The 12453-nt window shown below is 34.9% G+C and carries 15 protein-coding genes and 2 tRNA genes; 10 read left to right on the top strand and 7 right to left on the bottom strand.

Features of this window, described 5'->3' with window-relative positions; translation table 11 throughout:
• Window positions 1-245: 245 nt before the first annotated feature.
• On the top strand, window positions 246-1805 hold the full coding sequence (locus H600_RS0105090; protein WP_026727779.1) for an NAD(P)/FAD-dependent oxidoreductase: 1560 nt from the start codon (window positions 246-248) through the stop codon (window positions 1803-1805).
• A gap of 159 nt (window positions 1806-1964) precedes the next feature.
• Here the strand turns inward: H600_RS0105090 and H600_RS21850 are convergent, their stop codons facing one another.
• The 3 genes from H600_RS21850 to H600_RS0105080 form a co-directional block, all read right to left on the bottom strand.
• Window positions 1965-2720 carry a zinc-binding dehydrogenase gene (locus H600_RS21850; protein ID WP_245176539.1) on the bottom strand — a complete coding sequence of 252 codons (756 nt, stop codon included), beginning with the start codon at window positions 2718-2720 and terminating at the stop codon, window positions 1965-1967.
• A 12-nt stretch (window positions 2721-2732) separates the two neighbouring features.
• The gene (locus tag H600_RS23155) at window positions 2733-2924 is read right to left on the bottom strand and encodes a hypothetical protein (protein ID WP_245176538.1); all 192 of its coding nucleotides are present in this window, start codon (window positions 2922-2924) and stop codon (window positions 2733-2735) included.
• A 188-nt stretch (window positions 2925-3112) separates the two neighbouring features.
• Window positions 3113-4516 carry an aminopeptidase P N-terminal domain-containing protein gene (locus H600_RS0105080; RefSeq protein ID WP_026727778.1) on the bottom strand — a complete coding sequence of 468 codons (1404 nt, stop codon included), beginning with the start codon at window positions 4514-4516 and terminating at the stop codon, window positions 3113-3115.
• A gap of 248 nt (window positions 4517-4764) precedes the next feature.
• Here H600_RS0105080 and H600_RS0105075 point away from each other — a divergent pair, with 248 nt between their 5' ends.
• Window positions 4765-5199: an META domain-containing protein gene (locus tag H600_RS0105075; RefSeq protein WP_026727777.1), complete on the top strand. Its 435-nt coding sequence runs from the start codon at window positions 4765-4767 to the stop codon at window positions 5197-5199.
• A 95-nt stretch (window positions 5200-5294) separates the two neighbouring features.
• On the opposite strand, the gene msrA is transcribed toward H600_RS0105075, so the two are convergent.
• Together msrA and msrB are read right to left on the bottom strand one after the other, a co-directional pair.
• Window positions 5295-5906, bottom strand: coding sequence for a peptide-methionine (S)-S-oxide reductase MsrA (gene msrA / locus H600_RS0105070; protein WP_026727776.1), 612 nt, complete (start codon window positions 5904-5906; stop codon window positions 5295-5297).
• Between the two features lie 6 nt (window positions 5907-5912).
• Window positions 5913-6467 carry a peptide-methionine (R)-S-oxide reductase MsrB gene (msrB, locus tag H600_RS0105065; protein WP_026727775.1) on the bottom strand — a complete coding sequence of 185 codons (555 nt, stop codon included), beginning with the start codon at window positions 6465-6467 and terminating at the stop codon, window positions 5913-5915.
• A gap of 293 nt (window positions 6468-6760) precedes the next feature.
• On the opposite strand from msrB, the gene idi reads away from it, so the two are divergent.
• The 8 genes from idi (at window position 6761) to H600_RS0105025 (ending at window position 10587) form a co-directional block, all read left to right on the top strand.
• The gene (gene idi, locus H600_RS0105060; protein ID WP_026727774.1) at window positions 6761-7288 is read left to right on the top strand and encodes an isopentenyl-diphosphate Delta-isomerase; all 528 of its coding nucleotides are present in this window, start codon (window positions 6761-6763) and stop codon (window positions 7286-7288) included.
• 21 nt (window positions 7289-7309) lie between these two features.
• Entirely contained in the window at window positions 7310-7720 is a 411-nt protein-coding gene (locus H600_RS0105055; RefSeq protein WP_026727773.1) for a 6-carboxytetrahydropterin synthase, read from the top strand.
• A gap of 3 nt (window positions 7721-7723) precedes the next feature.
• On the top strand, window positions 7724-8182 hold the full coding sequence (locus H600_RS0105050) for a peroxiredoxin (RefSeq protein ID WP_026727772.1): 459 nt from the start codon (window positions 7724-7726) through the stop codon (window positions 8180-8182).
• A 52-nt stretch (window positions 8183-8234) separates the two neighbouring features.
• The gene (locus H600_RS0105045) at window positions 8235-9203 is read left to right on the top strand and encodes a type I phosphomannose isomerase catalytic subunit (protein WP_026727771.1); all 969 of its coding nucleotides are present in this window, start codon (window positions 8235-8237) and stop codon (window positions 9201-9203) included.
• A 56-nt stretch (window positions 9204-9259) separates the two neighbouring features.
• Window positions 9260-9526: a hypothetical protein gene (locus tag H600_RS0105040; RefSeq protein WP_012022371.1), complete on the top strand. Its 267-nt coding sequence runs from the start codon at window positions 9260-9262 to the stop codon at window positions 9524-9526.
• Window positions 9527-9602: 76 nt separating this feature from the next.
• Window positions 9603-9676 (top strand) — tRNA-Thr (locus tag H600_RS0105035).
• Window positions 9677-9785: 109 nt separating this feature from the next.
• Window positions 9786-9859, top strand: a tRNA-Thr gene (locus H600_RS0105030).
• A 269-nt stretch (window positions 9860-10128) separates the two neighbouring features.
• Entirely contained in the window at window positions 10129-10587 is a 459-nt protein-coding gene (locus H600_RS0105025) for a hypothetical protein (protein WP_026727770.1), read from the top strand.
• Between the two features lie 83 nt (window positions 10588-10670).
• Here the strand turns inward: H600_RS0105025 and H600_RS0105015 are convergent, their stop codons facing one another.
• Complete coding sequence (locus H600_RS0105015; RefSeq protein ID WP_026727769.1) at window positions 10671-11390, bottom strand: DUF4369 domain-containing protein; 720 nt, start codon at window positions 11388-11390, stop codon at window positions 10671-10673.
• Window positions 11391-11522: 132 nt separating this feature from the next.
• Entirely contained in the window at window positions 11523-12329 is an 807-nt protein-coding gene (locus H600_RS0105010; RefSeq protein WP_026727768.1) for a hypothetical protein, read from the bottom strand.
• Window positions 12330-12453 lie beyond the last annotated feature (124 nt).

The following is a 12453-nucleotide window of genomic DNA, read 5'->3' as shown; positions in this document are numbered from 1 at the left end:
TTTTAAGGTGCAAAGGTTCAGGGTTGCAAAGGTACAAAGTCTTTTTGAAAAAGGTTCTGAGATTCTGAGATGCTAAGATTCTAAGTTTTTTTGTAGAGACGCACTGCAGTGCGTCTAACTGCTCTTGAAAGAAATCTTTTTTAATCCAATCTGTGGACAAATTTTTCAGTAACATATAATCTCATTTTAAAATGTTATTTTTGCAACTTCTTTTCATAGAAAGAAAAGCTAATAAATAAGATACAATGCCAAGAGAACTTTTACTTCAGGTAACTCCAGAAACTGCTGCAAACGAAGTGTTGCTTAAAGATTATTTGTCTAAACAAATTAAAGTTTCTCCAAACGAAATTCAGCATATTACTATTTTAAAGCGTTCGATTGATGCGCGCCAGAAAGCAATTAAGATCAATTTGAAAGTTGTTATTTTTTTGAAGGGAGAACCTTTTCAAGAAACCAAAATTGAATTTCCAAAATATAAGGATGTTTCCAAAGCACAAGAAGTGATTGTGGTTGGTGCTGGTCCAGCGGGTCTTTTTGCTGCATTGCAATTAATAGAATTAGGCCTAAAGCCAATTGTACTTGAGCGCGGAAAAGACGTTCGCGGACGCCGACGCGATTTGAAAGCAATTAACAGAGAACATATTGTAAACGAAGATTCTAATTATTGTTTTGGTGAAGGTGGAGCTGGAACTTATTCTGATGGAAAATTATATACACGTTCTAAAAAACGTGGTGATGTAACTCGAATTTTAGAACTTTTAGTTGCTTTTGGTGCTTCTGAAGATATTTTGGTGGAAGCGCATCCACATATTGGAACCAATAAATTGCCAAAAATTATTGAAGATATCCGAAATAAAATCAGGGAATTTGGCGGTCAGGTTCTGTTTGAAACTCGCGTAAGCGATATTCTGGTAAGGAATAATGAAGTTGAAGGAATTGTAACTCAAAACGGCGATAAAATTCACGCTAATAAATTGATCTTAGCAACGGGACATTCGGCGCGTGATATTTTTGAATTATTAGATAAAAAGAAAATTTTAATAGAAGCGAAACCTTTTGCTTTGGGAGTTCGTGCAGAACACGCACAAGAATTAATCGACAGTATTCAATACAGTTGCGATTTCCGTGGCGAACATTTGCCTCCGGCACCCTATTCAATCGTAAAACAAGTTAACGGTCGCGGAATGTATTCATTCTGTATGTGTCCGGGTGGTGTAATTGCACCCTGCGCAACAAGCCCAGGCGAGGTTGTTACAAACGGTTGGTCGCCATCTAAACGTGACCAATCTACAGCCAATTCAGGAATTGTGGTGGAATTAAAATTAGAAGATTTTAAGCCTTTCGCAAAATTTGGGGCTTTGGCCGGAATGGAATTTCAAAAAAGTATCGAACAAAAAGCTTGGCATTTGGCTGGAAGAACTCAAAAGGTTCCAGCGCAAAGAATGATTGATTTTACGCAAAGCAAAGTTTCTGCGGATATTCCGAAAACGTCCTATGTTCCGGGAACTACTTCGGTAGAATTGGGACAAGTTTTTCCTGGATTTTTAACGCAGATTATGCGTCAGGGATTTCAAGAATTTGGTAAATCAATGCGAGGTTATTTAACTAATGAAGCGATTTTGCATGCACCTGAAAGTAGAACTTCATCACCGGTAAGGATTCCGAGAGATCCTTTGACTTTAGAGCATTTGCAAATAAAAGGATTGTATCCTTGCGGAGAAGGAGCAGGTTATGCTGGTGGAATTATTTCTGCAGCAATTGATGGTGAAAAATGTGCCTTAATGATTGCTGAGGCTTTGAAATAATTAAGAAACTGAAAAGGTTTTTGAAAACGAGTTCGCGTGAGGGATAGAGCTAAGCTACCGAAGTAGCAGCGAAAGCCCGACAGCAATAAAAAAAGGAGCCAACTAAGCGTTTTGCATAGTTGGCTCCTTTTTTTATTGGTGGCACGCCCAGATTATTATTTACGGGATCAAAATGATTTTTCCGGTGCTTTTTCTGCTTTCCAGATAATCATGTGCCAATTTTCCTTCTGATAACTTGAAAGATGTTGGTTCTGAAAGTTTAATTTTTCCTTCTGTGATCCAGCTGAATAATTGCGTTGCACGTTTAATTCTTTCTTCTTTAGAATTTAAGTAACTCCATAAATCGCCTCCGGTCAAGGTTTTTGAACCATCCATTAGCATTCTTGGGTCTACAGTCGCGGGATCTCCACCAGCCATTCCAAAGAAAACAACTTGCCCGCATTCTTTAGTGACTTCGAAGCTGTCTGCTAAAGTAGTTCCGATGCTGTCATAAACTGCATCAACGCCTTTTGGGAAGGCTTTAAAAATTTGTGATTTCCAATCGTCATTATAAAGAAAAACATGATCTGCGCCATATTCTAAGCCAACTTTTGCTTTTTCTGAAGAAGAAGTCAATCCTAAAACGGTTGCACCCAAAAGCTTGCTGATTTGAGTTAGAATTTGGCCAACTCCGCCAGCAACGGCGTGAACTAAGACTGTTTCGCCTTTTGTGGTTTTGTGGCTATCGGTTGCTAAATAATGAGCGGTTAATCCTTGCAATAAAATCGAAGCTGCGGTTTCAAAAGAAATATTTTCCGGCAGTGGCAAAACGTGATTGATGTTTGCTGCAACGAGTTCGGCATTTGCAAAAGGAACATCGGCGAAAGCCACACGATCGCCCACTTTATAGTCGGGATGATTATTGGCATCGACCACAATTCCGGCACCTTAGTAACCGGCAATAAAAGGCGGATTCCCTTTTAAGTGATAAGTTCCTTTTCGTCTGTAAACATCGGCAAAATTTAATCCGATGGCTTTCATTTCGACTAAAATTTCATCGCTTTTCAGCTGTGGGTTTGGTATTTCGATATATTTTAAAACTTCTGAATCTCCGAATTTAGAGAAGGTAAGTGCTTTCATTTTTTAAATTTTTAGGACTACAAAAGTACGTCAAAATTCAAAAAAGAAGCCTCACTTAAATTAATAAATGAGGCTTTGAATTTATTTTTTCTTGCCACAGATTAAAAAGATTTTCACAGATTATTTTAAAAAGAAAATCATTTTAACCCGTTTATCCCGATAGCTATCGGCAGTGGCTAAAAACAAATTTATATTTTAGGGAATTTCATATCATTGAAAGTGCTTTTTTGCTTGGCTAAAGCTTCGACATCTTCCCATTTTCTTGGAGATTCGGCTGAAAGATTTTCATATGAATCTTTTTTGATCAAAATATCGTCTTCAATACGAACGCCAATGTTCCACCATTTTTTATCACATTTGCTGTTTGCCGGAATGTAGATTCCTGGCTCAACAGTCAGGATCATATTTTCTTTTAAATTACCCATATAATCACCTTTGTCATGAACATCCAAACCAAGAAAATGTGAACATCCATGCGGGTAATATATTCTTGAATCCTTTGGGTCGGTAATAATTCCTAGTTTGATTAGTCCTGCAGCAACTATTTCTCTGGATCTTGTGTTTAAAGCCTGAATTGGTGTTCCCTCTTTGCAAAGTTTAAAAACTTCTTCTTGTGCTTCATAAACAATTTGGTAAATTGCTTTTTGTTCTTCAGTGAATTTTCCGTTTGCCGGAATGGTTCTGGTAACGTCTGCAGAATAACCATGATATTCAGAACCAACATCCATCAATAACAATTGGTTGTCGATTTTTGTTGCATTGTTTTCGCCATAATGCAAAATACATCCGTTTGCTCCAGCACCCACAATTGGGGGATAACCTTCTCCTTCGGCACCGTAATGTCTGTGGACATAAGCGTGGATTCCGTCAGCTTCATTTTCGCTCATGTCTGGACCAACTGCTTTCATTACTTCGTTGTGTGCAATGCAGGAAAGTTTTACGGTTTTGCGCATTAAATCAAGTTCTTCAGGAGTTTTTATTTGGCGAAGCGAGTTGGTGATATTGGCAAATAAATCAGTTGAAGCTTCGTTTTCTTGTGTAATCGAAGCTTTAGATTTGAAAATCTGTATTAAACCAAAAAGATCAAAGCCACTGTGGTCGTTGTTTAAATCTGTTGGGATTTTATCGTAAATTATTTTGTCAAACTTTTTAAAGCTGATATCAAAAGCATTGAAATCTTTTCCGTTGTAAACAGTTGAAAATCCTAATTTTGATTTTGCACCTTCAACTCCTAAACGTCTTCCGGTCCACATTTCCCGATTAGCATTTCTTTCTCGCACAAAAAGAACTTCATTGTATTTTTCGGTTCCTTGAGGTTCTTTAAAAATCAACAAAACAGCATCGGCTTCTTTGTAGCCTGATAAATAATACATATCTGGATTTGCGTGATAATTGTAATTGATGTCTTGTGAAAAGATTCTTTCTGGGTAAGAAAAAACTACAGCGACAGAATTGGCTGGCATCAAAGCTCTAAAGGCTTCACGACGGCCTTTGTGAAATTCTTTCGAAAGATAGTCCGTTGGAAGGTTTTCTTGTGCCTGTATTTGGTTGATTGTAGTTAAGAATGCAAAGAATGCTAGTAATTGCTTCATTTTTTTGTTTTTTGTTGAGTTTTGTTGGTTTTTATTCTTGCAAATTACAAAAAAAATAGAATTGCAAATTTTAATTTAAACATTTGATTAAGATTGTTTTGAACAAAATGGCGTAACTTAGAGTTCAGAAAATTTCGGTTTGCAATGAAATTTTAGTTTAAAAAGGCATGAATCTTGAGAATGCAATGTTTATAACAGAATTTTAATCTTCAAAAAACAAATTTTATTAATCTTTAAAAATGCATTTTATGAAAAAATATACACTTGCTATCGTTTCAATTTTAACTTTATTGCTTAACTCTTGCGCAACATCAAAAGATAAAAGCGCTGCTGATATTTATGATGTAACTTGGGAATTAGAATATATCTCGGGGCCAAAAATTGCTTTTGAAGGATTATATCCAAATAAAAAGCCGCAAATTACTTTTGATCAAAAAGAAACAAAAGTTTTTGGGAATAATGGTTGCAACGGATACAGCGCGCCTTATGCATTAAGCGGAAATTCTTTAACTTTTGGAGAGCCGGGGCCATCTACATTAATGTTTTGTGATGGAGGAGGAGAACAGCAATTTTTGCAACAAATGAAAAAAATCACAAGCTATTCTGTTGATAAAGATGGAAAACTAATTTTGAATGAAGGCGATGTAGCAACAATGCGATTCAAAAAAGTAGCGAAAAAGTAATTTGAGATCATTAAACTTTGTCAAAGTTTCAAATTTTGGCAAGGTTGAAGCTGATAAAAAAAAGGGAAATGACTTCATTCATTTCCCTTTTTTTTTTAGGATTTCTTTTTCAGTTTGTCTTTAAAGACTTTTTCGAATTTTTCTATTTTCGGCTGAATGACCATTTTGCAATACGGCTGACTTTTATTATTGGCATAATAATTTTGATGATAATCATCAGCTTTATAAAACATTTTAAAAGCTTCTACTTTTGTAACAATTGGGCTAGAGTAGACTTTTGCTTTATTTAGTTCGGCAATAATGCTTTGTGCGGCTTTCTTCTGTTCTTCGTTTTTATAAAAAATCACTGAACGGTATTGAGTTCCAACATCTGCACCTTGGCGATTTAAGGTTGTTGGGTCGTGAACGGTGAAAAAAACTTCGAAGATTTCATTAATATCTGTTACGTTTTTGTCATATGTGATTTGAACAACTTCGGCATGACCAGTTTCGCCAGTGCAGACTTCTTCATAAGTAGGATTTGCGACATTTCCGCCTGAAAATCCAGAAACGACAGATTTTACACCATCCAAATTTTCGTAAACGGCTTCAACGCACCAGTAACATCCGCCTCCAAGTGTAATAGTCTCTAAATTTGAGGGTTTTTTATTTTGCGAAAATCCGCTTATTGATAAAGCAAATAAACAGATTAAAAGTGTATTTTTCATAGTTAATTATTTGTTATCGGGAATAAAATCAAGGGCAATAGAATTCATGCAATAGCGCTTTCCGGTTGGTTCCGGACCATCATCAAATAAATGACCAAGATGCCCGCCACAACGTCCGCAAAGTGCTTCAATTCTTTCCATTCCGTAAGAATTGTCATTTTTGAATATTACACTTTTTTTGTCTTCTTGCTCAAAGAAACTTGGCCAACCGCAGCTGCTCGAAAACTTAGCAGTCGATCTAAAAAGTTTGTTGCCACAAGAAGCGCAGTAATAAGTTCCTTTTTTGTCTGTATTCCAGTATTTTCCAGTAAAAGGCCTTTCGGTATCGGCCTCGCGCATTACGGCGTAAACATCATCTGGCAATACCTTTTTCCATTCGGCATTGCTTATGTTTAATTTTGTTGTATCAGTATTGGAGTAATAAGGATTTCTGGGTTTTGTAACTACATTTTCCATGGAAGTTGTTTTTGCAGGTTCTTTTTTTGTGTTTTGACCGCATGCTTGCAAAATAAAAAGCGGGAGTAAAAAACAAAGGTTTAAAAATAGATTTTGAGATTTCATGAGTTCTTGGGTGCTTTAAACTGTATTTCAAAGATACGTCGAGATTTAGCTTCAAATTACAGTCAGAGTTATTATTGAGATTTTTTTAAGTGTGTTTTAACTTTTTATTAGTTACGTAAAATAAGGCAATGTAGTTTTTATGTCTTAATTTTAACAGCTTTTAATTTTGAACATATTTATAATGTTGTAAATCAAGAAAATAAGAATTTAGTTAAGAGCCTAGTTTTTGACAAGCTTAATTAGCATTTTTAAGCCATTTCTTTTTTCGTATTTTTGTTTGCTTAAGAAGCCTTATGATAGAAGAAAACGTAATACTAGTTAATCAAAACGATGAACAGATTGGCTTAATGCCAAAATTAGAAGCACATGAAAAAGCGCTTTTGCATCGCGCATTTTCAGTTTTTATTTTAAATAGTAAAAACGAAATTATGCTGCAGCAACGCGCGCATCACAAATATCATTCACCATTGCTTTGGACAAACACTTGTTGCAGTCATCAAAGAGAAGGAGAAAGTAATATTGAAGCTGGAAGCCGAAGATTGTTTGAAGAAATGGGTTTTAAAGCCGAATTAAAAGAGCTTTTTCATTTTATTTATAAAGCGCCTTTTGATAACGGTTTGACAGAGCATGAACTCGATCATGTTATGATCGGTTATTATAATGATGAACCAAACATAAATCCGGACGAGGTTGAAGCTTGGAAGTGGATGAGCATTGAAGATGTAAAAGCTGATATTGAAAAACAGCCCGAAATTTATACCGTATGGTTTAAGATAATTTTTGATGAATTTGATCATTATCTCGAAGACCATAAATTATAACCAAAGCAACCAAAAACCTAAATGAGAGTAACCATATCAAGAAAAGCACATTTTAATGCTGCACATCGATTATACAGGAAGGATTGGACAGATGAAAAAAACAATGCAGTTTTTGGAAAATGCAACAATCCCAATTTTCATGGTCACAATTATGGTTTGACAGTTAGTGTTACAGGAAAAATTGACCCGGAAACTGGTTTTGTTTTAGATATGAAAGTATTAGCGGATATCATCCTTGAAGAAGTTGAGATTCCGTTTGATCACAAAAACTTGAATTTGGATGTTCCAGAATTTCAAGATTTGAATCCAACCGCAGAAAACATTGCTGTTGTGATATGGAATAAAATTAGAAAAAGAATTCAACCTGATTTTGATTTAGAAGTCGTCTTGAATGAAACCGAACGCAATTTTGTAACTTATAAAGGAGAATAATAAATGTCATTAAAAATAGGAGATATAGTTCCGAATTTTACTGCAAAAGATAGTCATGGGGAACTTTTTGAAAGCCAAAGCGTTTTAGGGAGAAAACCACTCGTAATTTATTTTTATCCAAAAGATAACACGCCGGGTTGTACTACCGAAGCTTGTAGTTTTCGCGATCAATATGAAGATTTCAAAGATTTAGGCGCTGAAGTTATTGGCATCAGCAGTGATAGTGTCAAGTCTCATCACAAATTTGCTAATAAATACAAGTTGCCTTTTATTTTGCTGTCAGATCAGGATAAAAGATTGCGACATCTTTTTGGTGTCCGAAATAATTTATTCGGACTTCTGCCAGGAAGAGTGACGTATATCGTTGATAAAAATGGCGTTGTTATTTCGATTTTTGACAGCATGAATGCGGCAAAGCATATTCCGAAAGCATTAGACACAATTAAAGAATTGATGTTGTAATCAATATAAATAGAATTAATCAATTTTAAATAATAAAGATATTAACCAAAAAATGAGCGCACAATTATATCCATTGCAATTTGAACCCATTTTAAAAGAAAGAATCTGGGGAGGAGAAAAACTAAAAACGATTTTAAATAAACCAATCACTTCTAAAATTACTGGTGAAAGTTGGGAATTATCTACAGTTGAAGGTGATGTTAGCGTGGTTTCAAATGGCGTTTTGAAAGGAAAATCATTGATGGAGCTTATTGATGAAACACCAAATGAAATTCTAGGAACAAGAGTTTATGAGCGTTTTGGAAAACAGTTTCCGCTTCTTTTTAAATATTTAGATGCACGCGAAGATCTTTCTATTCAGGTTCATCCAAATGATAAATTGGCTAAAGAGCGTCATAATTCATTTGGAAAAACGGAAATGTGGTACGTTATGCAAGCTGATGCTGATTCTAGAATTATTGTTGGTTTTAAAGAAAACTCAAGCAAAGAGGAATATTTGAAACATTTGAACGATAATACATTAGTTTCGATTTTGGATGGTGTAAAAGCAAAATCTGGCGATGTTTTCTTTTTAGAAACCGGAACTGTTCACGCAATTGGAGCAGGATTAGTGGTTGCCGAAATTCAGCAGACTTCAGATATTACGTATCGTTTGTACGATTTTGACCGAGTTGATGCGCAAGGAAATAAAAGAGAATTGCACGTAGATTTAGCGCTTGATGCAATCAATTACAATAAAGTCGATACACAAAAGAAATACGAAACAAAACAAAATGTTTCTAATACAGTTGTTGACTGTCCTTATTTCACAACCAATCTAATTCCTTTAGAAAGTAAAATTGAAGCTTCTAAGTCAAATGAAACTTTTACCGTATATATGTGTATCGAAGGAAGTTTTGAAATTGAGATGGATGGTTTTAAGCATACTTATATAAAAGGTGATACTGTTTTAGTTCCTGCTGCGATAAATTCATTTATTTTGAGCGGAAAAGCTTCAATTTTAGAAATTTACATTTCATAGCAGTTAATATAAAGAATATGTGTATTTTTGCAAACGCAAATTAAAATTATAATAAAATGGCAAACGTTAAAAATTTAAAGAAAGACATCAATTTCGTATTAGGAGATATTATTGAGGCAGTTTACTTGTTTGAGATGTCTACAACAGGAAATCCTACTCCAGAAACGAATGCTTTAATCGATGAAGCTATTGCTGCATTCGATACTTTGATTACAAAAGTGAACGCTAAGAACGTTGAAAATAAAAAAGCACACTTCAAACAAATCAATGTTGAATTAGAACAAACTGCTAATCAATTGATTGAAAAAATCAACGCGCTATAAGCAAAAAAAAGTGTAAAAAAGTGCAAATTTATTTTGGGAAATTGAAAAACCGCTTTATATTTGCACCCGTAATGACGCCGATGTAGCTCAGCTGGCTAGAGCAGCTGATTTGTAATCAGCAGGTCGTGGGTTCGAGTCCCTCTATCGGCTCAACGGAAACCATCACAGAAATGTGGTGGTTTTTTTAATTATAGAGAGTGGTGCGAAATTTTTTTTGGAATATTAAAAAAACATTTTTATCTTTGCACTCGCAAAATAGGCCGATGTAGCTCAGCTGGCTAGAGCAGCTGATTTGTAATCAGCAGGTCGTGGGTTCGAGTCCCTCTATCGGCTCAAAAACCATTACAGAAATGTGATGGTTTTTTTTTGCGCAAAATTTAAGGTTTGGTTTTTTGTGGTTTCAATATTCAGGTTCGAGGTGCGCACTGTCATCCTTAGCGAAGTCGAAGGAATAGGAGGAAAGAGCCTCGACTTCACTCAGCCTGACAACGTAAGAAGGACCTGAAAATTGAAACCCGAAATCAACTTATCACCTGTCCAATTTGATATTACTGTAACAATAAATTTCTTATGTTTGTTTTTTAACCAAAAACCTAATCATAATGGAAGAAACCTCAGTGTTTGAAAAATTCGAGCTGCATCTCGATCAATCTGCAAAAGATTTTTTAAAGGAAACCGCAAAGTGGGCTTACTTTTTGTCGATTCTTGGATTTATAGGAGTTGGACTTTTTGTTGTCATTGCAATTTTTGCTGGAGCAATTTTTGCGTCTATGGGGAATTCAATGCCGGGAATGGGCGCTTTTGCTGGTTCTTTCGGAGCGCTTATGAGCTTTATGTATCTAGTATTGGCGGCAATTTATTTTTTCCCAGTTTATTATTTGTTCCGATTTGGTTCGAATGCTAAAAAAGCTTTTAGAGAAAATGATTCTGAATCATTGACGGCTTCTCTAGGGTATTTAAAATCGCACTATAAATTTATTGGAATTTTAATGGTTTCGATGTTGGGGTTGTATGCCTTGTTTTTTGTGCTTGCAATGCTTGGAGCTTTGCTGGGGAGATAATCCTTTTAAAGACATCAGAAATAAAAATATTGATAAAAAAAACGTCCTGAATTTTCAGGACGTTTTTTGTTTTGTATCAGAAATTATTTTTGTTCCTGTTTTTTGATGTCGGCAACATATTTAGTTAATTTCTTTCCGTAAAGCGATTGCGCTACTTTTGGAGTCATTGACTTTTGAATCGTATCTAAAAATTTGACATTGATATCGTAGATCTCCGCTAAAGCAATATAAGGCGCGATTTCATGATCTTTGTTGTTAAGGGCAAAGTTTGTAGCAAAAAGATATTTTCGTTTTGTATTTGAATCGTCTTTTGCGTTAATGCTGTCTAAAGCTTTTTGGTCATTCCTTTTCATTGCTTTAAATCTTGGCTCAACCAGTGCTAAACTTTCGTCATTAAAACGATTGTTGATTTTTTTATACTCTTCGTATAGTTCTTGGTTTTTAGACCCTGTGATTTTGGCATTGTAAATAAAGTTGTCTAAATCAGTAGTGATGTTGATATTTCCTGGTTCTGCAAAAAACAAAATGTTATTGTCTTTTGAATTGCTAACACCTCTGTCTAAAAACAAGAAAAGCATTTCTGGAGATTCTAATTTGATATCTCGTTCAAATGCAGAATTACCATCAATTTTAATACTGTCGATTGCAACAAGTGATGTGTCAATAATTCTTTGAATATATAAAGTTCCTTTTTTTAATCCTTTAATGTTTCCTGTGATGTGTAGGTTGTCAGCAGCTGTTTCTTTTTTGCTGCATGATGCTAATAAGGCAATTGCGGCAAAGGCAATAATAGATTTTTTCATTGGTTTTTAGATTTTGGTGCAAAATAAAGAAAATACTTTGAATGTAGTTGTTGAGATTAAAATTTTAATAAAAAATAAATCCCAACCTATTTTTTAAGCTGGGATTTCTGTATTTTTATAAAAATGAGTCTATTACATTTGTAAGTTGTAAGTTGCGCCACTTTCATGAGTGTAAGTGAATTTGCTGTCGCAATCATTGTTTCCGTAGTCGATAACTCCTTTTAGGAATCCGCCTTCGATTTTTAATTTTCCTTTTGAAATATATAAACAAGAGTATTTTTTGATTAAAGCTTCTTGTACTGTCAATGTCAAGGTTGTCCCTTTTTCTGTAGTTACAGTATGAGTTCCTTCAATCATTTCATATACGTTGTCTTCAAGAACAAATGGAGTGTCAACACCTGCAGTTTGTTTTACTGTGTATGATCCAGAGTTTGTATAAACTCTTCCTAATAAGTCAGTAAATTTTCCATTTGTTACTTTTCTAGTAAATTGCGGTACGGTAGCAACTGTTGTAGTATTTGTATATTCGATTGTTCCTTCTAATTTTATTCCGTTGATTGAGTAATCAATTCTTTCGATTGTCAATTTACTGCCTGTAGTAGTAACTGGTCCGGAAAGCGTAAGCTTTAATTTTCCTTTTCTAGTAAGTTGGTTGTCAACGCATCCTGCAGTTCCGTAATCTAAAGTGAATACTTTAGGATATGTTGTTCCTGACACAGTAATTGTTGCGCAAACTGGCCCTGCAGGTTTTGATGTCCCAGAAGTGTTGGTTACAGATAATCCTGTGTTAAGGTCCATTTCGTTTGCGGCATCAATTGTAATTGAAGCGCCAACGGCTGTTGTGTCAGTTTGATTTGCAATCTCGTCATTGCTTGAACAGGAAACATAAGTTAGGGCTGTGACACAAATAGTTGTGACTAAAAGAGTGATTTTTTTCATAGTAGTTTTTGTTAAATGTTAGATTTTAAAGGTCTTCAAATGTAACAAAAAAAATGAATCGCAATAAAAAAATCCTGTAAGCTGTGCCTACAGGATTTTTGAAATTATTTATTCTGATGAAAAA

Origin of the sequence: Flavobacterium denitrificans DSM 15936, from assembly GCF_000425445.1 — a bacterium.
GTDB classification, from domain to species: domain Bacteria; phylum Bacteroidota; class Bacteroidia; order Flavobacteriales; family Flavobacteriaceae; genus Flavobacterium; species Flavobacterium denitrificans.
This window is presented reverse-complemented; position numbering and strand designations above follow the sequence as displayed.

Coding starts and splice junctions, on each gene's coding strand:
- H600_RS0105090 (WP_026727779.1), top strand. CDS start 246: ATGCCAAGAGAACTTTTACTTCAGGTAACTCCAGAAACTGCTGCAAAC.
- H600_RS23155 (WP_245176538.1), bottom strand. CDS start 2,924: ATGAAAGCACTTACCTTCTCTAAATTCGGAGATTCAGAAGTTTTAAAA.
- H600_RS0105080 (WP_026727778.1), bottom strand. CDS start 4,516: ATGAAGCAATTACTAGCATTCTTTGCATTCTTAACTACAATCAACCAA.
- H600_RS0105075 (WP_026727777.1), top strand. CDS start 4,765: ATGAAAAAATATACACTTGCTATCGTTTCAATTTTAACTTTATTGCTT.
- msrA (WP_026727776.1), bottom strand. CDS start 5,906: ATGAAAAATACACTTTTAATCTGTTTATTTGCTTTATCAATAAGCGGA.
- msrB (WP_026727775.1), bottom strand. CDS start 6,467: ATGAAATCTCAAAATCTATTTTTAAACCTTTGTTTTTTACTCCCGCTT.
- idi (WP_026727774.1), top strand. CDS start 6,761: ATGATAGAAGAAAACGTAATACTAGTTAATCAAAACGATGAACAGATT.
- H600_RS0105055 (WP_026727773.1), top strand. CDS start 7,310: ATGAGAGTAACCATATCAAGAAAAGCACATTTTAATGCTGCACATCGA.
- H600_RS0105050 (WP_026727772.1), top strand. CDS start 7,724: ATGTCATTAAAAATAGGAGATATAGTTCCGAATTTTACTGCAAAAGAT.
- H600_RS0105045 (WP_026727771.1), top strand. CDS start 8,235: ATGAGCGCACAATTATATCCATTGCAATTTGAACCCATTTTAAAAGAA.
- H600_RS0105040 (WP_012022371.1), top strand. CDS start 9,260: ATGGCAAACGTTAAAAATTTAAAGAAAGACATCAATTTCGTATTAGGA.
- H600_RS0105025 (WP_026727770.1), top strand. CDS start 10,129: ATGGAAGAAACCTCAGTGTTTGAAAAATTCGAGCTGCATCTCGATCAA.
- H600_RS0105015 (WP_026727769.1), bottom strand. CDS start 11,390: ATGAAAAAATCTATTATTGCCTTTGCCGCAATTGCCTTATTAGCATCA.
- H600_RS0105010 (WP_026727768.1), bottom strand. CDS start 12,329: ATGAAAAAAATCACTCTTTTAGTCACAACTATTTGTGTCACAGCCCTA.